This is a genomic window from Streptomyces sp. AA1529 (assembly GCF_000280905.1).
Classification (GTDB): domain Bacteria; phylum Actinomycetota; class Actinomycetes; order Streptomycetales; family Streptomycetaceae; genus Streptomyces.
The window spans coordinates 11665-32567 of record NZ_ALAP01000010.1; the positions used below are offsets into that span (position 1 = coordinate 11665).

The 20903-nt window shown below is 71.6% G+C and carries 18 protein-coding genes; 12 read left to right on the forward strand and 6 right to left on the reverse strand.

Going from position 1 to position 20903, the window contains the following annotated elements:
• Positions 1-48: 48 nt before the first annotated feature.
• Positions 49-1206: an FAD-dependent monooxygenase gene (locus A949_RS0101925; protein WP_019354320.1), complete on the forward strand. Its 1158-nt coding sequence runs from the start codon at positions 49-51 to the stop codon at positions 1204-1206.
• A gap of 246 nt (positions 1207-1452) precedes the next feature.
• Here A949_RS0101925 and A949_RS0101930 read toward each other — a convergent pair whose 3' ends face one another.
• Positions 1453-2421, reverse strand: coding sequence for a Vgb family protein (locus A949_RS0101930; protein ID WP_019354321.1), 969 nt, complete (start codon positions 2419-2421; stop codon positions 1453-1455).
• Entirely contained in the window at positions 2421-4064 is a 1644-nt protein-coding gene (gene abc-f / locus A949_RS0101935) for a ribosomal protection-like ABC-F family protein (RefSeq protein WP_019354322.1), read from the reverse strand. Before abc-f ends, A949_RS0101930 begins: the two co-directional genes overlap by 1 nt.
• 459 nt (positions 4065-4523) lie before the next feature.
• Here abc-f and A949_RS0101940 point away from each other — a divergent pair, with 459 nt between their 5' ends.
• The 6 genes from A949_RS0101940 to A949_RS0101965 all read left to right on the forward strand — a co-directional run bounded on the left by A949_RS0101940 (position 4524) and on the right by A949_RS0101965 (position 10303).
• Complete coding sequence (locus A949_RS0101940) at positions 4524-5195, forward strand: TetR/AcrR family transcriptional regulator (protein ID WP_051019361.1); 672 nt, start codon at positions 4524-4526, stop codon at positions 5193-5195.
• A 430-nt stretch (positions 5196-5625) separates the two neighbouring features.
• Complete coding sequence (locus A949_RS0101945; RefSeq protein ID WP_019354324.1) at positions 5626-6033, forward strand: RidA family protein; 408 nt, start codon at positions 5626-5628, stop codon at positions 6031-6033.
• Positions 6034-6629: 596 nt separating this feature from the next.
• Positions 6630-8078: a rifampin monooxygenase gene (gene rox, locus A949_RS0101950; RefSeq protein WP_019354325.1), complete on the forward strand. Its 1449-nt coding sequence runs from the start codon at positions 6630-6632 to the stop codon at positions 8076-8078.
• Positions 8079-8496: 418 nt separating this feature from the next.
• Positions 8497-8922: a helix-turn-helix domain-containing protein gene (locus A949_RS0101955; protein ID WP_037705790.1), complete on the forward strand. Its 426-nt coding sequence runs from the start codon at positions 8497-8499 to the stop codon at positions 8920-8922.
• Between the two features lie 123 nt (positions 8923-9045).
• Entirely contained in the window at positions 9046-9765 is a 720-nt protein-coding gene (locus A949_RS35335; protein ID WP_237735711.1) for a hypothetical protein, read from the forward strand.
• Between the two features lie 193 nt (positions 9766-9958).
• Positions 9959-10303: a DUF2516 family protein gene (locus A949_RS0101965; protein ID WP_019354327.1), complete on the forward strand. Its 345-nt coding sequence runs from the start codon at positions 9959-9961 to the stop codon at positions 10301-10303.
• A 263-nt stretch (positions 10304-10566) separates the two neighbouring features.
• Here the strand turns inward: A949_RS0101965 and A949_RS0101970 are convergent, their stop codons facing one another.
• Together A949_RS0101970 and A949_RS0101975 are read right to left on the reverse strand one after the other, a co-directional pair.
• Positions 10567-12144: a fused response regulator/phosphatase gene (locus tag A949_RS0101970; protein WP_019354328.1), complete on the reverse strand. Its 1578-nt coding sequence runs from the start codon at positions 12142-12144 to the stop codon at positions 10567-10569.
• A gap of 437 nt (positions 12145-12581) precedes the next feature.
• Complete coding sequence (locus A949_RS0101975) at positions 12582-13706, reverse strand: C40 family peptidase (protein ID WP_019354329.1); 1125 nt, start codon at positions 13704-13706, stop codon at positions 12582-12584.
• Between the two features lie 317 nt (positions 13707-14023).
• Between A949_RS0101975 and pstS the strand changes: the two genes are divergently transcribed.
• From pstS to pstB, 4 genes are all read left to right on the forward strand, one after another.
• The gene (gene pstS / locus A949_RS0101980; protein WP_019354330.1) at positions 14024-15148 is read left to right on the forward strand and encodes a phosphate ABC transporter substrate-binding protein PstS; all 1125 of its coding nucleotides are present in this window, start codon (positions 14024-14026) and stop codon (positions 15146-15148) included.
• Positions 15149-15355: 207 nt separating this feature from the next.
• Complete coding sequence (gene pstC / locus A949_RS0101985) at positions 15356-16324, forward strand: phosphate ABC transporter permease subunit PstC (RefSeq protein WP_019354331.1); 969 nt, start codon at positions 15356-15358, stop codon at positions 16322-16324.
• Positions 16321-17394 carry a phosphate ABC transporter permease PstA gene (gene pstA / locus A949_RS0101990; protein ID WP_019354332.1) on the forward strand — a complete coding sequence of 358 codons (1074 nt, stop codon included), beginning with the start codon at positions 16321-16323 and terminating at the stop codon, positions 17392-17394. The genes pstC and pstA overlap by 4 nt, the downstream gene beginning before the upstream one ends.
• A gap of 13 nt (positions 17395-17407) precedes the next feature.
• On the forward strand, positions 17408-18184 hold the full coding sequence (pstB, locus tag A949_RS0101995; RefSeq protein ID WP_019354333.1) for a phosphate ABC transporter ATP-binding protein PstB: 777 nt from the start codon (positions 17408-17410) through the stop codon (positions 18182-18184).
• Between the two features lie 396 nt (positions 18185-18580).
• Here pstB and A949_RS0102000 read toward each other — a convergent pair whose 3' ends face one another.
• Positions 18581-19576: an inorganic phosphate transporter gene (locus tag A949_RS0102000; RefSeq protein WP_019354334.1), complete on the reverse strand. Its 996-nt coding sequence runs from the start codon at positions 19574-19576 to the stop codon at positions 18581-18583.
• A gap of 6 nt (positions 19577-19582) precedes the next feature.
• Positions 19583-20203 (reverse strand): DUF47 domain-containing protein, encoded by a 621-nt coding sequence (locus tag A949_RS0102005; RefSeq protein WP_026004259.1) that lies wholly within the window; start codon positions 20201-20203, stop codon positions 19583-19585.
• Between the two features lie 207 nt (positions 20204-20410).
• Here A949_RS0102005 and A949_RS39470 point away from each other — a divergent pair, with 207 nt between their 5' ends.
• Entirely contained in the window at positions 20411-20842 is a 432-nt protein-coding gene (locus A949_RS39470; RefSeq protein ID WP_019354336.1) for a metal-sensitive transcriptional regulator, read from the forward strand.
• The last annotated feature ends 61 nt before the right edge of the window (positions 20843-20903 follow it).

Here is a 20903-nt window from a genome sequence, read left to right on the forward strand (position 1 = left end):
CTAGGATCACCTTCTACACCTGTAGAAGAAGGGGATCGGGGATTCGGCATGGGCAGCACAGCAGTGGTGGTCGGAGGGGGTATCGGCGGACTCGCCGCCGCGATCGGCCTGCGCCGCAGCGGATGGGACGTGACGGTCCTCGAGCGCGCGCCCGTGCTCGACGACGCGGGGGCAGGCATCTCGCTCGCCGCCAACGGCCTGCGGGCGCTGGACGAACTCGGCGTCGGCGCCGCGGTACGGGCCGCTTCGCGGGGCCAGTACCGCGGCGGCACCCGAACACCGCGCGGCGGCCGGCTGGCCCGGATGGACGGTGCGGCACTGGAGCGAGCGGTGGGCACCCCGATCATGGGCATCCCGCGCGCCGCCCTGCACCGACTGCTCCGCGACTCCCTGCCCGCCGACTCCCTGCTCATCGGCTCCGAAGCGGCCGGCGTCGTGCAGACCCACCCGGCGACGGTGCACGTCGACCGCGGTGAAGCAGTCCTGGAGGCCGACCTGGTCGTCGCGGCCGACGGCATCGGCAGCACGATCCGCGGAAGCCTCTTCCCGGACCATCCCGGCCCCGTCCACAGCGGTTCGACGGTGCTGCGCGCCATCACCGAGCACCCGGTCGAACTGCCCACCGACTTCGAACTGACCTGGGGGCAGGGCATGGAGTTCGGGCACATCGCCTTCAGAGACGGGCGAGCCGAGTGGCACGCCGTGCTCAGCGCCCCCGCGGGAACGCGGTACGCCGACCCTCTGGCCGAACTGCGCCGCCGGTTCGGCACCTGGCACGATCCGATACCCGCCCTGCTGGCGGCGACCCGAGCGGAGGACGTGCTGCACCACGATGTCGACGAACTCCGCACGCCGCTCCCCTCGTACACCGTCGGCAGAGTCGTGCTCCTCGGTGACGCGGCACACGCGATGACCCCCAATCTGGGACAAGGTGCTTGCCAGGCGCTGGAGGACGCGGTCGTGCTGGCCGCCTCGCTCGGCGCCGAGCCCTCCGCCGAGGCCGCACTCGCCCGCTACGACGCCGAGCGCCGGCCACGTGCTCAGGCCGTCGCCGGTGCCGCCCGGCAGGCCGGACGGATGGGCCAGCAGCTCTCCCACCCCCTGGCCGTCGCCCTCCGGAACACGGCGATGCGGCTGACCCCCTCCCGGATCACGACCCGCATGATCCTCCGCCACCACACCTGGGTCCCGCCCCGGCTGACCTGACCCGCCCCCGAGGACTGCGCCCACGGGGCAGCGCCCGCCGGAGCCCTGCGACACGTCCCCGCCCCCGCCCCTGCCCGCAGACCGCAGGTGCGTGCCGGTATCCGCGCCGGTGCCGGTGCCGGGATTCAAGGTCCGGGAAGCCTGGGTCGGGCTTCCGACGGCCACGCCCGCTCCGACCGCTCCGGACAGAGTCGGAGCAGGCGGGGCCGCTCAAGGGACGGTCTCGGGCCAGGGCCGTCAGGGCCGTCAGGGCCGCAACGTGCTGATCCGCACCACCTCTCCCCACTCCAGGGCAACATGGAGGGCGCCGTCCGGGCCGAGCGTCAGGCCGTGCGGTTCCGATTCGGGTGTGGGCAGCGGATGCTCCACGAGGTGACCGGAAGGAGCGCGGGAAGCCACGCGGTTGCCCGCCCACTCGGTGACCCAGCAGGTGCCGTCCGGGCCGACGGCCACCGCGTGCGGCCTCGCCTTCCGGTCGGGCAGCGGGAATTCCTGGACCCTGCCGTCCAAACCGATCCGCCCGAGCTGACCGGCGCCGATCTCCGCGAACCACAGCTCGTCCGCCCCGGCGGCGATACCCACCGGTGCCGCTCCCGCGGTGGGCAGCTCGTACAACGTGACGCTGCCGTCGAGCGCGATCCGGGCGATCGCATCCGCCTGGTTCAACGTGCACCACAGGGCCCCGTCGGGGCCGGCCACCAGAGCGGAGGGAAAGCAGCCGTCGACCGGTAGGGGAAACTCGGTGACCTCGCCTTCCGTGGTGATGCGGCCGAGGCGATGGGCGCTGGTCTCCGTGAACCAGAGTGCCCCGTCCGCGGCCGCCGCGATGCCGTATGGACCGCACTCCGGTGTCGGCGGGGCGAAGGACGTGGTCTGCCCGTCGACCGTGATCCGGCCGATGCGATGGTCTCGGGTGCGGGTGAACCACAGGGCTCCGTCGGGCCCTGGCGTGATCGCTGCCGGGCCCGAGTCGGCCGCGTCCAGCGGCCAGGTCGTCGCCCGGCCTTCCGGCGTGACACGAGCCACGGCGCCCGCCGTCACGAGGGTGACCCACAGTGCCCCGTCGGGGCCGACGGTGATGCCGTAGGGGCCCGTGCCGGGGCCGAAGGACGCCGTGGTGGTCACGGCCACCGGAGGCGCCGACGCGGCCGGCTCCGTCCCGGGGCCGGCCTCGGAACGCGGTGCGTGTGCGGTGTTCGCCGGGTCCTGACTCATCAACAGCTCCTCTTTCCGGCCGCTTCCTCGGAGAGCGCCGCGTTCGGTTCTTCCAGTGCCAGCCGCGCACCCCGCCAGCGCTGCCGCAGCCTGCGGTCGTGGCTCACCACGACCAACGCGCCCTCGTAGGCGTGCAAGGCCTCCTCCAACTCCTCGACCAGCGCGGGGGACAGATGGTTGGTCGGTTCGTCCAGCAGCAGGATGTCGGCCGGCGTGGTCACCAGCCGGGCCAGTGCCAGGCGCTGCCGCTGGCCGGTGGAGAGCCGGGCGACGGGCACCTCCAGCCGCTCCGGGGCGAACAGGCCCAGCGCCAGCAGCTGCCGGGTGTGCTCCGCACGCGTTCCGGCACGGCCGTGCGTGTACGCGTCCAGCAGGGTCTGCTCCGATCCGCCGGGAATCTCCGGCTCCTGGGGCAGGTGGCCGATCGTGCCGCGGCGCGCGATCCGGCCGGTGTCCGGTGCCGGCTTCCCCGCGAGAGCGTTCAGCAGGGTGCTCTTCCCCGCACCGTTCGGCCCCGTCACCAGCAGCCGTTCGCCCGCCGCGAGTGTCAGGTCGGTCCGCGCCAACCGGCCCCGGACCGCGATCCCCTCGGCCGTCAGCAGCGTGCCGCGCAGTCCGCCGGCGCGGAGCTGCGGGGCGAAGCGCAGCGGCACCGGTGGGGGCGGCACGGGGTCCGCCAGCAGTCGGCGCAGCCGTTCCTCGGCGTTGCGGACCCGCCCGGCCAGCGACTGCTGGACACGCCCGGCGGCCCGGTCGTAGGCCATCTTGTTGCCGTCCTTCATCGCCCTGCCGGGCGCCACCCTGCGGGCCGTGGTGGCGGCGGTCTCCCGGAGCCGTTCCGCCTCGGCCCGCCAGCGCCCGTACGCCTCGGCCCAGCGGCGGCGGGCTGCGGCCTGCTCCGCCAGATAGCCCGCATAGCCGTTGCCGTAGCGGACGACCGTGCGGCGATCACCGTCCACTTCGAGCAGTGTCGTCGCGACGCGCTCCAGAAAGGTGCGGTCGTGCGAGACGGCGAGGGTGATGCCGCGGCGTGTCCGCAGATGGTCCTCCAGCCAGCGAAGCGCGGCGCCGTCCAGGTGGTTGGTCGGCTCGTCCAGCAGCAGCACCTCGGGGTTCGCGGCCAGCAGCGCGGCCATCCGGAGCCGTACCCGTTCGCCGCCGGAGAGGCCGCCGACGGTGCGGCCGCGGGGCAGGAGCCCCAGCCCGAGACCGTGCAGTGCACGCTCGACGCGGGCCTCGGCGTCGTAGCCGCCCCGGAGTTCGAACGCGGTCAGCAGGTCTCCGTACTCGGCGAGGACCGACCTCTCGCCCTCCGCCATCGCCGCTTCCAGCGTGCGCAGGCGCCGCTCCATGGCGCGCAGTTCGCCCAGCGCCCCGTCGATGACCTGCTGGGCGGTCAGCTCCGGCGGAAGCGGAGCGTCCTGAGCGAGGTGGCCCACACCTCCCTCGGCGTGCAGAACGACCTCGCCCACGTCCGGCTTCTCGTGCCCCGCGAGCAGCCTGAGCAGGGTCGTCTTGCCGGAGCCGTTCTCCCCGACGATCCCCGCTCGTTCACCCGCCGAGAGGGAGCAGCTCACTCCGTCCAGAACCGTGCGGCCGTCGTACGACTTGGTGACGGCCGAAGCCGTGATCCGGGTAGCCATCCGTGCTCTCCAAAGCGATCAGGAATGAAGCGGCCAAGGGGGACCGGGTGAACGCTCTGGTCGAACATCGACGACTCCTCTTCCGTGTCGCGGCGTGCGCGACGGGTGACGGCTCGGGATGCGACCGGCGGGCTTTTACCGCGACGCCTGTCGCGTTAAGATGTTGGCACGACGACAGCGGTCACGGCAAGGCGGAAAAGAGGGAATTCGCGGGAGCCGGACGGACACCGGTCGCGGACACGGGTCCGCGGAGCCGGAGCGCGAGACGAGGGGAAGCGGGATGAGCGCGACGTGACAGCGGAGGGGCAGGGACCGGAGCGGCCGGCCCGGCAGCAGCCGCGCAAGCCGGGCGGCACGGAAGACGACGCGGGGCAGGCCCGCACGGCCCCGGACGGCCAGGACGGACGGGACACGCGCCGTACCCCGGAAGCGGACCAGGACCGGGAGTCGCCCCGGGGCATCGGGACGTCCCGCGGCGCCGCCGGTGCCCGCCGGCCGGGCGGGCGCACGGCGCGCGTGCGCGAGAAGGTGCTGGAGGCCGTCGGTCCGCTGCTGGTCGAATACGGCTTCGACGGGCTGACCGTGGACGCCGTCGCGGCTCGTTCGGGCGTGCACCGCGCCACGGTCTACCGCCGCTGGCGGGACGTGGGCGGTCTGCTGGCCGACGCACTCGACGCGGCGGGCGACGACGGCTGGAGCCCGCCCGACACCGGCTCCCTGGAGGGCGATCTTCGGGCACTGAACGGCGAGGTGCAGGAGGCGTTGACCGAGGAGCCCTCGGTCGCTCTGGCCATGATCGCCGCTTCCTTCCGCTCGGAGGAGGCGGCCCGGTCGCTGCGGCGGTTCTGGGAGGAGCGCTACGACCGCTGCGTCGCGATCGTGGACCGGGCCGTGGCGCGCGGGGAGTTGGAACCACCCGTCGAAGCGCGGAAGCTGGTGGTGAGTTCCACCTCCCCCGTCTACCACCACCGGGTACTGCTGCATGCCGCGCCCGACCCGGAACTGCCCGTGGAGGCGGCCCGCGCAGCGGTGCTCGCCGCGCGGGCCGGGGCTTTCCGCAGCCCGCCCGGCGCCCCCTCCGGACGCCGGTCGGCGGATCAGCCCGCCGCAGCGGCCGGACCGGGGACCTGAACCGAGGCCGGGGCCGGGGCCAAGCCCGGGAGCTGACCAGGACCGGGCGGGGACTCGATCGGAACCGGGTCCGGACCGGGACCGAGGGTGGAAGCGGGACCGAGGACGGGGCCGGAATCCCGGCCCGCCCGACCCGCCCGGCCCGTCCGCCGTCCGCGGTCGGCCCCGAACCGTGCCGCGCCCCGCACCGCAGAAGGCGGCAGAAGGCGGCAGAAGGCGGCAGGAGGCAGCAGGAGGCAGCAGGAGGCAGCGGACGCCCGCCAAGGCGAATCCGCCGGGAGCTGCACGGTCACCTTCTGGTGCCCACGGCACCGAAAAGTGCGTTCTTCCACGTCAGAAAGCACTCTCTTATGGTTCCCGAGTATCCATAAGAGACCGCACGAGGTCTGACCGCGCGGGCCCCGAACCCGTGCACAAGGAGGCGCACAACATGCCCGTCACTCTCGTGAACCCCGCCGGACTGCCCGCGATCGACGCCTACCGGCAGGTGTCGATCTCCTCCGGATCGCGACTTGTCTTCGTCGCCGGGCAGGTCGCCTGGGACGCCGAAGGGACCACCCTCGGCGAGGGCGATCTCGCCGCGCAGGTCGAACAGTGCTACCGCAACATCGGCACGGCGCTCGCCGAGGTCGGCGGCACCTTCGAGGACGTGGCGAAGCTGACCTTCCATGTCGTCGACTGGACGCCCGACAAGATGCCCCAGCTCATGGAGGGTATCTCGAGGGGCGCGGCGGCAACCGGAGCGGTTTCGGCCCCGCCCGCCACGCTGCTGGGCGTCGCGGCGCTCGACGTCCCCGAGCATCTCGTGGAGATCGAGGCCACCGCGGTCCTGGACTGACAAGCCGCCTTCGCAGGAGACCAGCCCCCTCGCGGGACGGACAGACCGCCTTCGTCCGCTGTCGCGCGTTCGCCGGGAGGAAACGGTTGCCGAACGGAGCCCCGGAGGCGGCCCGTCAGGTGTCCGGCAAGCGTCGGCCGGGGACGGGAGAAGGGAGTTGGGGAGGCGGTCACCGGGTGGTGTGGGTGGTACGGACGGTGCCGCGCATCGGACACCGGCACATCGGACACCGGTACATCGAACACTGCCGGAACCGCAGTTCGGAAGCTCGTTGCGCACTCCTCGCCACTCTCAACATATAGCGCAGTGGGGGCCTTGCGGCAAGACCCCGGTGATGCCCCAGAATCACGGGCCGAGACCAGAACCTGGGCAATTCAGGGATTCGCGCAGTACGCGTGCTTATGCGGCGTGTCGGCGAGCTGGTCACCGTGCGGGGCGCGCAAAGGCGACCCGTCGGTGCGTCCACAGCGCGGACACGGGACACGGAAGGCGGTCGCCGAGGCGGGCGCCCGGCACGAAGGTGCCGGGGGTCCCGCCGCGCTGTGGAGAGCAGTGCAGCGGCCGGCCGGAAGGCAGCCGGGAAAATGGGGGATTCGATGATCGACGTGATCGTGGCCGGTGGCGGACCGACCGGGCTGATGCTGGCCGCGGAGTTGCGGCTGCACGGGGTGCGGGTGGTCGTGCTGGAGAAGGAGGCGGAGCCGACCACGGTGGTCCGCGCGCTCGGCATGCACGTACGCAGTATCGAGATGATGGACCAGCGCGGCCTGCTGGAGCGCTTTCTCGCACTGGGCAAGCAGTACCCGCTGAACGGATTCTTCGCCGGCATCAGCAAACCGCACCAGGTACGCCTGGACTCCTCGCACGCGTACGTCCTCAGCATCCCGCAGCCCCGCACCGAACAGCTGCTGACCGAACACGCGGTAGAGCTCGGCGCCGAGCTGCGGCGCGGCTGCGAGGTGGTCGGACTGGACCAGGACGCGCACGGGGTGACGGCGGAGCTGGCCGACGGCACCCGGCTGCGCTCGCGCTATCTGGTCGGCTGCGACGGCGGCCGCAGCAGGGTGCGCAAGCTGCTCGGCGTCGGCTTCCCCGGCGAGCCCAGCCGGGTCGACACGCTGCTGGGCGAGATGGAGGTGGGTGTACCGGCGGAGACGCTGAACAGCGTGATGACGGAGGTCCGCAAGACGCAGCGCCTGTTCGGTGCCATGCCTCTCGCCGACGGGGTGTACCGCGTCGTCGTGCCCGCCGCCGGGGTGGCCGAGGACCGCACGGTCCCGCCGTCCCTCGAGGAGTTCCAGCGGCAGCTCCGGGTGCATGCGGGAACCGACCTCGGAGTGCACTCGCCGCGCTGGCTCTCCCGCTTCGGCGACGCCACGCGGCAGGCCGAGCGCTACCGGACCGGCCGGGTCCTGCTGGCGGGCGACGCGGCGCACATCCACCCGCCGACCGGTGGGCAGGGACTCAATCTCGGTGTCCAGGACGCGTTCAACCTCGGCTGGAAGCTGGCGGCCGAGGTCAACGGCTGGGCGCCGGAGGGCCTGCTGGACAGCTACCACGCAGAGCGGCACCCGGTGGCCGCCGAGGTACTGGTCAACGCCCGTGCGCAGATGGTGTTGCTGTCGACCGAACCGGGACCGCTGGCGGTGCGCCGGCTGGTCTCGGAACTGATGGACTTCGAGGAGGTGCACCGGTACCTGAACGAGAAGCTCACCGCGATCGGGGTCCGGTACGACTTCGGCGAGGACGGTCACGCACTCCTCGGCCGACGGCTGCGGGACGTGGAGCTGAAGCGGGGGCGGCTCTACTCGCTGCTGCACGGTGGCCGCGGGCTGCTGCTCGACCAGACCGGCCGCCTCTCGGTCGCGGGGTGGGCCGACCGGGTCGACCACGTCGTGGATGTCGCCGAGGAACTGGACGCACCCGCCGTCCTGCTGCGGCCGGACGGGCATGTGGCCTGGGCCGGCGAGGAGCAGGCGGAGCTGCTCGACCGCCTGCCGCGCTGGTTCGGCGCCCCGGTCGGCGGTGCCTCCGCCGTCGACTGACCCGCGCGTCCGACCGAGTCCGGCCGGCCAGCACGGTCACGCCTTCGGGCGCCCGGTCACGGCCCATCTCGGCGAGGCAGTCGGCCGGCGTTCGGAGTTCGGCCGCGAGTCGCGCGGCACCGCGAGCAGGGCGACCCGGCCGCCTTCTGTTCGTCGTCGTCGGGGCGGTGCGCGTCGCCTCGCCGGTCGCTCCTTGGCCTTCCGCACCGAGGCCGGCCAGGTCCGGGAGAGACACGGGGCAAGCGCTCCTCGACGGTTCGGAAGGTCGAGGAGCGCTTGCCCCGTAGAAGACCCGCGGCTGTCCGGCGCACGGTCCCGGAGGGCGGCGACCGGAACTCCGCGCAGCCCGCGAGGGCCAGGGCACACACTTGCAAGCAAGGTGCTTGCAATAGTTAGCAATCGGGTGCATGCTGTGTGCATGGCCTCGCTCAACGTCGGGAACCTCGGCGAGTTCCTGCGGGAACAACGGCGGACCGCGAAGCTGTCGCTGCGGCAGCTCGCGGAGGCCGCCGGTGTCTCGAACCCGTACCTGAGCCAGATCGAACGCGGCCTGCGCAAGCCCAGCGCGGAGATCCTGCAGCAACTGGCCAAGGCGCTGCGGATCTCGGCGGAGTCGCTCTATGTGCAGGCCGGGATCCTCGACGAGCGGGACCGGGAGGACCTGCTGCAGGTTCCGGCCGCGATCCTCGCGGACTCCACGATCAACGAGCAGCAGAAGCAGGCGCTGCTCCAGATCTACGAGTCCTTCCGCAAGGAGAACGCGCAGCAGCGGGCAGCCGCCCCCGACGCGGCGGACCCGCCCGCGGCGGAGGCACCCGCGGCGGAGCCCCGGCAGGCGCAGTAAGCACAACAAGCTGAGCAAGGACAGCGAGGGGCCGCGACGGTGCGGCCACCGGCACCGCGGGCGTCGGCCCCCTCGCGACGGACGGCCTCACCAGGCGAGTTGAGCCACGAAAGGCGAACCCTCATGCCCATCGCGAACGACCTGCGCAAGACCTTCACCGACCCGACGCCCCTCTACGTCGCCGCGGGCGTCGTCGACAAGCTCCGCGAGGAGGCGCCGCAGGCCATCGCCGCGGTCCGGGAGACGGACCCCAAGGAGGTGCAGGCGCGGCTCACCCAGCAGGCCAAGGAGACCCAGGTCAAGGTGAGCGAGACCCTCGGCGGGCTGGACACCGACATCAAGAAGCTCCGCGAGCAGGCCCAGCACCTGGCGCTGCAGGGAGTCGGCGTCGCCGCCGAGTACGCGGTCAAGGCGCGGGAGACCTACGACGACCTGGCGGTGCGCGGCCGCGAAGCCGTCAGGAACTGGCGCGGCGAGAGCGGTGGCGACGCCCCCGAGGTGACCGTCGAGCGCGAGCCGGCCCAGTCGGTCAAGATCGCCGAGCCGCCGGCCGAGGAGACCGCCGGGGGAACCTCCGGCACCGCCCCGCGCGACACCTCCGCCGCGTCCACCGGCGGCACCGGCACCGTCTCCTCCGGCAAGAGCGCGGCCAGGAGCACGACCGCCAAGGGCACGGGGACCACGGGCGCGAAGAACACGGGGACCACGGGTGCGAAGAGCACCGCGGGCGGCGGCACCAAGTCCGCGGCCGGCTCCACCGCCTCCTCCGGCGCCAAGAAGACCGGCACGACCCGCTCCACCGGATCCGGCACCCGGAAGTCGGCGCCGAAGTCCGATTCCTGACCCAAGCGGCGCCCGGGACGGAACGGGCCGGGCACCCTACGCGGTCCCGGCCCGTTCCGCGAGGGCTGCGGTACGGTTGCGACAAGCCCCTTCGAGCCCTCCGCCATCTCTTCGAGCCACGTGACCGCCGCGACGACGACTGCGGCCGAGGCGACCGAGCAAGGCACCGACACCGACCGGGAGTGTGAGCACCATGCTGTTCGCGGGCTTTCAGGCCACTGTCTTCGGGCTGATCAGCATTGTGCTGCTCGCCCTGGCGGTGTTCACCTTCGTGGACGCCGCCTTCCGGCGCGAGGACGCCTTCCGGGCCGCGGACAAGCAGAACAAGCAGTTCTGGCTGATCATCCTGGGGATCACCGTGCTGGTGAACCTCGTGGTGCCGATGTTCCTGCTGAAGATCATCGGGCTGATCGCGACGATCGTCTACATGGTCGACGCCCGGCCGGCCCTGAAGCAGGTCATGGGCAACGGCCGGGACCGCCGCCCGCGCGGCGGCAGCAGCAGCGACGGCCCGTACGGACCGTTCAACGGCAGGTGACCGCGCGCCCGGCAGACGACCCCGCGCGGTCCGCTCCCCGATGACCGGCCGCCGCCGCGGGCCGTCCGGTGACGTGCAGGACCCCTGACGGAAATCCTGAGCACGATCGGAGCGGGAGCCCCGGGAGACGCCCCCGGCGGGAGCCGCGCAGGGCGCCGGGACGTGCCGATCCGGCCACGGCCACGGGTAGCCACGCCTGACGGCGGCCACGAGGCGCCACGCCTGACGGCGCGGCCTGCCGGGCCCGGCAGGCCGGGGCGCCACTACGCCTGACGGCCCCGGCCCAGCAGCAGGACGGCCACGTCGTCGGTCAGCTCGCCACCGTTGAGCCCGCGCACCTCGTCCATCGTCCCGTCGAGCAGCCGCTCGCCCTGTGCACCCTCGGCCATCCGACGGGCCACGATGTCGAGCATCCCCTGCTGGCCCAGCCGCTCCCGGCTCGATCCGGTGCCCTCGGCGGAGTCCGCACCGGTGCGGGGCTCCTCCGCGCGGCCGCCGTGCACCCGGCCCTCGATCAGCCCGTCCGTGTACATCATCAGGCTCCAGGAGCGGCCCAGCCGGACCTGGCGGCGCGGCCAGCGGGCCTGGGGGAGCAGTCCGAGCGCGGGGCCGTTCTCCCCCTCGGGAAGCAGCCGGGGCGCCGCGTCCGCGTCGGCCCCGGCGAACAGCGGCGAGGGGTGCCCGGCGAGGCAGACGCCGGCGCTGCGGCCGTCGGCTGCGATGTCGACGGTGCACAGCGTCGCGAAGATCTCCTCGCTGCTCCGCTCGTTCTCCAGCACTTTCTGCAGGGTGCTCAGCAGCGCGTCCCCGCACAGTCCGGCGAAGGTCAGGGCACGCCAGGCGATCCGCAGCTCGACGCCGAGCGCCGCCTCGTCGGGTCCGTGGCCGCACACGTCGCCGATCATCGCGTGGACGACGCCGTCCGGGGTGCGGACGGTGTCGTAGAAGTCGCCGCCCAGCAGCGCACGGGAGCGGCCGGGCCGGTACCTGGCGGCGAACCGCAGGTCGTTGCCCTCCAGCAGCGGCCGGGGCAGCAGCCCGCGCTCCAGCCGGGCGTTCTCCTGGGCCCGCAGCCGGCTCTCGGTGAGCTGGCGCTGGGCCAGGTCGGCCCGCTTGCGCTCCACGGCGTAGCGGACGGCGCGCATCAGCAGCCTGCCGTCCAGTTCGTCGCGGAAGAGGTAGTCCTGGGCGCCGACCCGGACGGCCTCGGCGGCCCGTTCCGCGTCACTGCCGTCGGTGAGCGCCAGGACGGCGTGCCGGGGGGCCATCCGCAGGACCCGGTGCAGGATGTGCAGCTCGTCGGATTCCGGAGCCGGTCCGGTACCGGGAACGGGCGGAGTTCCGGACTCCGGGCCTCCGGGTGCGGGTGCACCGGACGCGGCGGCGCCGGAGGCGGGTACGCCGGTCGCCGCGGCACCGGACGCCGCGGCACCGGTCTGCGCGGCGGCACCGGACCCGGCCTCGGCGGCATCCCCCGCTCTCGCGTCCCCTCCCGGGGTGCCGGGTGCCGGCACGGGCGCGGTCCGCGCCGCCTCGGCCGCGGAGCTCTCGAACGGGGACTCCTCTGCCTGCCCGCGGAGCTCGCACGGCAGCGCGAGGTCCAGCAGGATGCAGTGGACGTCGTCGGTGAGCAGCCGTGCGGCCTCGGTGAGGTTGCGGGCGGTACGGACCCGCACGGGCCGACCGTATGCGTCGAGCATGCGGGGCACACTCAGCGCACCGGCCGGATCGTCCTCGACGACCAGCAGGGTCAGGCTGCTGCCGGGTCCCTGCGCGGCCTGCCGGGCCGACGCGTCGGCGGCCTGTGCCACCGCCCCGGCCTGGGGCGCGCTTACGGGCATGCTGAAACCTCTCCCTCCCCCGAGGGCGTGGTGTGCGCGCCGAGCGGCGGCCACCATGGGTGAGCCCGGAACGGCGCGCGGTGGTGGGCGCTCGTCATCCCGGGCTGTCGGACAGGACCTTAGCTTCCGCGTACGGATGGACGGAATGGCCGACGATAATCCGTCACTGTCATATGCCCACGCCACAACGGGAATTCACGCCGCTATGGCCCCGTTTTCCCCCGCCCCCGCATGACCAAGCTCACGTGCTGGAAACGGGACGGCCGCGCCGGACCCGCACCCCACCCGGCATGCGCCTACTCGTCCCGCTTCACACGGTGAGTACACTTTTGTCCGCGCAAGGGGCTTTCCCACCTGCCGAGAATCTCCGGAATCCGGGCAGATCGCCCTTCGGCCAGCCGACCGGGGACCCCTGACCGGACCGGCCGGAGGCGTGCCTACTCGTCCGGGCGGACGACGCCCAGGATCGGCATACTGCCCGCACCCTCGACGGTGATCTGCCGGCCGGTGCGCGGGGCATGCAGCAACGCGCCGTCGCCGACATAGATCCCCACGTGACTGGCGTCCTTCTTGTAGATGATCAGATCACCTGGGCGCATCTTCCGGACCGGGACGTGCGGCAACTGCTTCCACTGCTCCTGCGAGGTGCGCGGGATCCGCACCCCGGCCGCCTCCCAGGCCCGCATCGTCAGCCCGGAGCAGTCGAAGGTGTCGGGACCCTCGGCGCCCCAGACGTAGTCCTTGCCGAGCTGCTTGGTGGCCCATTCGATGGCGCGCCGGCCGGCCGCGGACGCCTTCCCGTCGAGCCCCTTCAGCACTCCCGACCCGATCCACTCGGCCTGTCGCGCCCTGGCGGCCTCGTCCTGCAGCTCACGCAGCCGCTCCCGCTCTTCCTTCTTCAGGCCGGACTCGATCTTCTCGGCCTGCTTCAGCTGCGCGGTGATCTTCTTCTTGGCCGCGGCCTTCTTCTTGCGGTTCCGCTCCAGCTTCTTCCACTCGTCGGTGGCGTCCGCCGAGTACCCGCGGAGCCGGGCGCGGTTCCTGGTCAGGGAGCCGAGGAGCCCGCGCGTGGCATGCTGCCCCTTACGGGCCAGGGAGACGCCCTGCAGGAACTTCTCCGGGTCGTCGCCGAGCATCAGCGCGGCGGCGTCCGGCATGCCGCCGTTGCGGTACTGCGCCCGGGCCATGGCACCGGCCGACTTGTTGAGTTCATCCAGTTTGCCCTGGGTGGACTCGATGCGCTTGGCCAGTTTGACGACGTGCTGCTGCTGCTTGTCGACGGCGGCCTCGGCCGCGTTGTAGGCGTCCGTCGCCGAACCGGCCTTGTCGTGCAGCTTCTCGATCTGCTTGCGGATCTGCTCGAGGGTCGGCTTGCCGGTGCCGCCCGGCTCGTCGGCCTCGGCCCCGGCATCGGCGCCGGGCCGGGTGCCGCCGGGGTCCGGCTTCCCCGGCGCGGCGTACGCGGTGCCCGGCCCGAGTCCGGCCAGCAGCGCCATGGTGCAGGCCGCCACGAGCCCGTACCGGACGTACGGGAGGGTCGAGCTGGTCTGCGGCCGTGTCACCCGGGCCACCCCCTGGTTGTGGTCAACTTTGGCCGACGCAGCGTGATAGTGCCATGCCCGGACGGAAGAGAACAGAGGAATGTACTGACGAGTATCCACAGGCGCCGCCGCGGAGCGGCCCCCTCGCGGGGGCACCGGGCTGACCGCCGAGGTTCACTCGGCGTTCACTCAGCTCCGTCGGCCACTTCATCTGATCTGTCTAATTTCGGCCTTACCAAGCGCGCGGCACAGCCTGGTTCAGGAACCGCGCCCCGTAGCCAGAGAACCCGACGGCCGGCCGGCCGTCGCTCCCGGGCCCAGGAAGGAACTGAACGAAAGTGAAGCTTCAGCGCACACTCCGGCTCCGCACCGCCGCCGTCGGCGCCCTCACGGTCTGTGGCGCCCTGGCCCTGAGCGCCTGCGGCTCGGACGACAACTCCGGCGGCTCCGGCGGCGACACGACGAAGGCGGCCAGCAAGATCAAGTGCGAGGGCGAGGGCAACCTCCTCGCCTCCGGCTCCAGCGCCCAGAAGAACGCCATGGACATCTGGACGCAGACCTACCAGTCCGCCTGCGGCAACACCCAGATCAACTACAAGCCCACCGGCTCGGGCGCGGGCATCCAGGAGTTCCTGCAGGGCAAGACGGCCTTCGCGGGCTCCGACTCGGCGCTCAAGCCGGACGAGGTCGCCAAGTCCAAGAAGGTCTGCAAGGGCGGCCAGGGCATCGACCTGCCGATGGTCGGCGGCCCGATCGCGGTCACCTACCACCTGGAGGGCGTCGACGGGCTGGTGCTGGACGCCGACACGCTGGCCAAGATCTTCGACTCGAAGATCACCAAGTGGAACGACCCCGCGATCAAGAAGCTCAACCCGGACGCGAAGCTCCCCGGCAAGAAGATCCAGGCGTTCCACCGGTCCGACGAGTCGGGCACCACGGACAACTTCACCAAGTACCTCAACACCGCCGCCCCCTCCTCCTGGAAGCACGAGCCGGAGAAGGCCTGGGCGGGCAAGGGCGGCCAGGGCGCCGACGGCTCCTCCGGCATCGCCACCAACGTCAAGCAGAACGACGGCTCCATCGGCTACGCGGAGCTCTCCTACGCCACCGGCAACGACCTGAACACGGTCAAGCTGGACACCGGCGCCGAGGAGCCCGTCGACGCCACCGCGGACAACGCCTCCAAGGCCATCGCGGACGCCAAGGTCGTGGGCCAGGGCAAGGACCTCTCCCTGGAGCTGAACTACAAGACCGAGTCCGCGGGCGCCTACCCGATCGTCCTGGTGACGTACGAGATCGCCTGCGACAAGGGCAACAAGAAGGAGTCGCTGGACGCGACGAAGTCCTTCCTCAAGTACACCGCGAGCGAGGACGGCCAGAAGGCACTCAAGGAGAAGGGCTACGCCCCGATCCCCGACGAGATCGTCACCAAGGTCCGCTCGACCATCGACGGCCTGAGCTGAGCAGATCCCGCCACCAGGGCGGGACCCCGACGGTGTGGACCGGCGGTGCCCCGCGCACCGCCGTCCGCTCCCCCACGCAAACTCGCGCCCTGAATATCACGAAAGTCCCGATCACCGGGGTGCGAACGATCCGGTGCACCGCCAAGGGGCCGCGCCGCGCAGCCACACCGCGCGCACAGCGGCCCGCACCGTCAGACCGGAGAGACCATGACTACCGAAACCCCTCCCGCGACAGCGGCCTCCGCGAAGGGCGCCACACGCAAGGGTGACCGAATATTCCTCGGGCTCTCCCGGGGATCCGGCATCACCCTCCTGGCGATCATGGCAGCGATCGCCGTCTTCCTGGCCTGGCGGGCAGCCCTCGCCATCGGCGCCGACGAGGCCAACTTCCTCACCAGCTTCGAATGGGACGCCAACGCCGACCCGCCCCGCTTCGGCATCGCCGTCCTCGCGTTCGGCACCGTCGTCAGCTCCCTCCTCGCGATGGTGCTCGCGGTGCCGGTCGCCGTCGGCATCGCCCTGTTCATCTCGCACTACGCGCCGCGCAAGCTGGCCGCACCGCTCGGCTACGTCATCGACCTGCTGGCCGCCGTCCCCTCGATCGTGTACGGCCTGTGGGGTGCGCTCTTCCTCGTCCCGCATCTGACCGGCCTCTACACCTGGCTGGACACCTACCTCGGCTGGACGGGGCTCTTCACCTACCACGGCGGCGCCGCGCGCTCGCTCTTCACGGTCGGCATCCTGCTCGCGATCATGATTCTGCCGATCGTCACCAACGTCTCCCGCGAGGTCTTCCGGCAGTCGCCGAAGATGCAGGAGGAGGCGGCCCTCGCACTGGGTGCCACCCGGTGGGAGGTCATCCGCATGTCGGTGCTGCCCTTCGGCCGCTCCGGCGTCATCAGCGCCTCCATGCTGGGCCTGGGCCGCGCGCTGGGCGAGACGATGGCCGTCGCCACGGTCCTCTCCCCCAGCTTCCTGATCAAGGCCAGCCTGCTGGAGCCCGGCGGCGGCACCTTCGCGCAGAACATCGCCGCCGGCTTCAAGGAGGCCGGTTCCACGGGCCGGGACGCACTGATCGCCTCCGGCCTCGTCCTCTTCGTCATCACCCTGCTGGTCAACGGTGCGGCCCGGCTGATCATCGCGCGCCGCAAGGAGTACTCGGGAGCGAACGCATGAGCCGGACCGCTGTGGCCGACGCCCCCGTCGACAGGGCGGCACCGTCGGTGAGCACCCTGCGGCAGCCGCGGCTGCCGCGCTGGGCCCCGCTCGGCCTGGCCGCCGTCGCCGCCGTACTCGGCATCGGAATCGGACTGGTGGGCGGGCTGGACAGCCGCCTGCAGTGGGGACTGATCGCCGCCGTCCTCTACCTCGGCCTCACCGCGGTGCTCGCGAGCACCGTCGAGGGCACCCGGCAGGCCAAGGACCGGCTGGCGACCAGCATCATCTGGGTCTGCTTCCTGCTGGCCGTCGTCCCGCTGGCCTCCCTGCTGTGGGAGACCCTCGTCCGCGGCGCGAAGGTGCTGGACGGCTACTTCCTGACCCACTCCATGAGCGGAGTGATCACGCTGGAGCCGGGCGGCGGCATCTACCACGCCCTGATCGGCACCCTGGAGCAGGTCGGCCTGGCCACCCTGATCGCGGCGCCCCTCGGGCTGCTGACCGCGGTCTACCTGGTCGAGTACGGCACCGGCCGACTCGCCAAGGCCATCACCTTCTTCGTGGACGTCATGACCGGCATCCCCTCGATCGTCGCCGGTCTGTTCATCCTCTCGTTCTGGATCATCATTCTCGACTTCGGCTACTCCGGCTTCGCGGGCGCCATGGCGCTGGCGATCCTGATGATGCCGATCGTCGTGCGCTCGACGGAGGAGATGCTCAAGCTCGTCCCCAACGAGCTGCGCGAGGCGTCGCTGGCGCTGGGCGTACCGAAGTGGAAGACGATCATCAAGGTCGTGCTGCCGACCGCGATCGGCGGCATCACCACCGGCATCATGCTCGCCGTCGCGCGCATCGCCGGTGAGTCGGCCCCGATCCTGCTGCTGGTCTTCGGCTCCGCCGAGATCAACAACAACCCCTTCGACGGCGCGCAGTCCTCGCTCCCGTACTTCATCTACGAGCAGTGGGCCCTCGGCAACGAGGCGTCCTACGACCGCGCCTGGGCAGCCGCCCTCGTCCTGATCGCCTTCGTGATGATCCTCAACCTGGTCGCCCGCGGCATCGCCCGCTGGAAGGCCCCCAAGCACTAAGAGAGTGATTTCCATGGCCAAGCGCATCGACGTCAGCGGCCTCTCCGCCTACTACGGCAGCTTCCGCGCCATCGACGACATCTCCATGACCGTGGAGCCCCGCTCCGTGACGGCCTTCATCGGCCCCTCCGGCTGCGGCAAGTCCACCTTCCTGCGCACCCTGAACCGCATGCACGAGGTCAACAACGGCGGCCGCGTCGAGGGCAAGGTGATGCTGGACGACGAGGACCTGTACGGGCCGGGTGTCGACCCCGTCTCCGTGCGCCGCACCGTCGGCATGGTCTTCCAGCGGCCCAACCCCTTCCCGACCATGTCGATCTACGAGAACGTCGCGGCGGGCCTGCGGCTCAACGGCGACCACCGGAAGAAGGACCTCGACGAGGTCGTCGAGCGCTCCCTCAAGGGCGCCAATCTGTGGAACGAGGTCAAGGACCGGCTGAACCGGCCCGGTTCGGGCCTCTCCGGCGGGCAGCAGCAGCGGCTGTGCATCGCCCGGGCCATCGCCGTCGAACCGCAGGTGCTGCTGATGGACGAGCCCTGCTCGGCGCTCGACCCGATCTCCACGCTCGCGATCGAGGACCTGATCGGCGAGCTGAAGTCGCGCTTCACCATCGTGATCGTGACGCACAACATGCAGCAGGCGGCGCGCGTTTCCGACCGCACCGCCTTCTTCAACCTCGCCGAGGTGGGCGCCCCCGGGAAGCTCGTCGAGATCGACGACACGGAGCGCATCTTCTCCAACCCGACCGTGCAGGCCACCGAGGACTACATCTCCGGCCGCTTCGGCTGATCCGGCCGACCGGCCGGCTCCGGCGGGTGCCTTCCGGCCGTGTTCGGCCGGTTCCGCCGGTCGCTCCCGGCCGCTGTGGCCGGTCGATCCGGCCGCTGCGGCCGCTGCGGCCGCTGCGGCCGATCCCATCCGGCCCCACCGGGCCCGGATGGGTCACCGACCGCCCGCGGTGCTGCATGGCGGTGCCACCGCGGGCCCCACCGCCCCCGCCCCGTCCCTTCCCGCGCTGCGGGGAGACGCGGGGCGGGGGCGGCGCACTGCTGGAGACCGGTGCCGGGCGGGTACCCGGGGCACGGTGCCGGGCCGGGTGCCCGAGTGCTGGGGTGTCAGCCGGAAACCGGTAGCCGGTAGCCGTCAGCCGTCAGCCGTCAGCCGTCAGCCGTCAGCCGTCAGCCGTCAGCCGAAGACGAGTTTGATCGCCCAGTAGATCACCGCCGCCGAGAAGGCGGCGGCCGGCATGGTGATGAACCAGCCGAGGATGATGTTCTTCGCGACCCCCCAGCGCACCGCGCTGACCCGCTTCGTGGCGCCGACACCCATGATCGCCGAAGTGATCACGTGGGTGGTCGAGATGGGCGCGTGGAACATGAAGGACGCGGAGTACATCACGGAGGCCGCGGTGGTCTCGGCCGCGAAGCCCTGCGGCGGGTCGAGTTCGATGATCCGCCGGCCCAGGGTCCGCATGATGCGCCAGCCGCCCGCGTAGGTGCCCAGCGACAGCATGGCGGCGCTGGCGAACTTGACCCAGATCGGGATCTCGTTGTGCTGCTGCACATCGGCGATGGTGAGCGCCATGACGACCACACCCATGGTCTTCTGCGCGTCCTGGAGGCCGTGTCCGAGCGCCATCCCGGCCGCCGAGACGGTCTGCGCGATACGGAAGCCCCGCTTGGCCCGGTGCGGGTTCGCCCTGCGGAACATCCACATGATGGCGCACATCACCAGATAGCCGACGAGCAGACCGACCAGCGGCGAGAGGAACATCGGGACGACGATCTTCCCGAAGACCCCCCACCAGTGCACCGCGATGCTCCCGGCCAGCGCCGCGCCCACCAGACCGCCGAAGAGGGCGTGGCTGGAGGACGAGGGCAGTCCGTAGTACCAGGTGACGAGGTTCCAGACGATGGCACCGACCAGGCCGGCGAACAGGATGGCCATGCCGCTGTCGCCGTGCGGGGTCTCGATCAGCCCCTCGCTGACGGTCTTGGCGACGCCGCTGCCGAGGAAGGCGCCCGCGAGGTTCATCACCGCAGCCATGGCCAGGGCGGCACGCGGGGTCAGCGCCCGGGTGGAGACCGACGTCGCGATGGCGTTCGCGGAGTCGTGGAAGCCGTTCGTATACGTGAAAAAGAGCGCGACACCGACGGTCACGATCAGCGCGAAGGTGTCCACGGAACGTCAGGACTCCTTGACCGTGATGGTCTCGACGGTGTTGGCCACGTGCTCGAACGCGTCGGCGGCCTCCTCCAGCACGTCCACGACCTGCTTGAGCTTCATGACCTCGATGGCGTCGTACTTGCCGTTGAACAGATGGGCCAGCAGCTTGCGGTGGATCTGGTCGGCCTGGTTCTCCAGCCGGTTGACCTCGATCCAGTACTCGGTGAGGTTGTCCATCGTCCGCAGGTTCGGCATGGCCTCGGCGGTCAGCTCGGCGGCCCGCGACAGCACCTCGATCTGCTGCTCGACCCCCTTGGGGAGCTCTTCGATCTGGTAGAGGACGACGAGGTCGACGGCCTCCTCCATGAAGTCCATGATGTCGTCGAGGGAGGACGCCAGGTTGTAGATGTCCTCGCGGTCGAACGGCGTGATGAACGAGGAGTTGAGCTGGTGGAAGATCGCGTGCGTCGCGTCGTCCCCCGCGTGCTCCGCCGCGCGCATCCGTTCAGCGATCTCGGTACGCGCGGAGGATTCAGCGCCGAGCAGTTCCATGAGGAGCTTGGAGCCGGTCACGATGTTGTCCGCGGAGGCCGCGAACATGTCGTAGAAGCTCGTCTCCCTGGGGGTCAGACGAAAGCGCACTGGGGGTCCTCGGGGTGCATCGATGACGGTCTCGTTGATGCTAGGCGCATCATCCGGCCACGGCGAACCGGCGTCCCCAGTGTCACCCATGGAGACTCGCGCTCCGCACCGGGCTCCGAGAAGTCCGGTATCATATACCCGTCAGGGGTATCAAGGCCCCGGTGTCACGGGCCCGACCGCCCCTCACCACCCACCCGGGAGGACCGCATGACGTCGCCGCAGACCACACCGGACACGCCGGAGACCGTGACGCCGGACACGGACCGCGGCCCGGCGGACCCCGACGCCGCGACGACGGACCCCGGGACCGTGGCCCAGGCCACCTCGCAGTGCTGCTCGGCACACGCGGCCACCGGCGAGCACGGCTACACCAAGCACAAGGAAGCTCACGTCAAGCGACTGCGCCGCATCGAGGGCCAGATCCGCGGCCTCCAACGCATGGTGGACGAGGACGTCTACTGCATCGACATACTCACCCAGGTCTCCGCCTCCACCAAGGCCCTGCAGTCCTTCGCGCTCCAGCTCCTCGAGGAGCACCTGCGGCACTGCGTGGCCCACGCCGCGCTGGACGGCGGCGCCGAGATGGACGCCAAAGTCGAGGAGGCCACCGCCGCCATCGCCCGCCTGCTGCGCACCTGAACAGCCGCCGCCCCCGGCCCCGGCGCACACCCGTGGGGGCCGACAGGAAGCGCACGTCCGC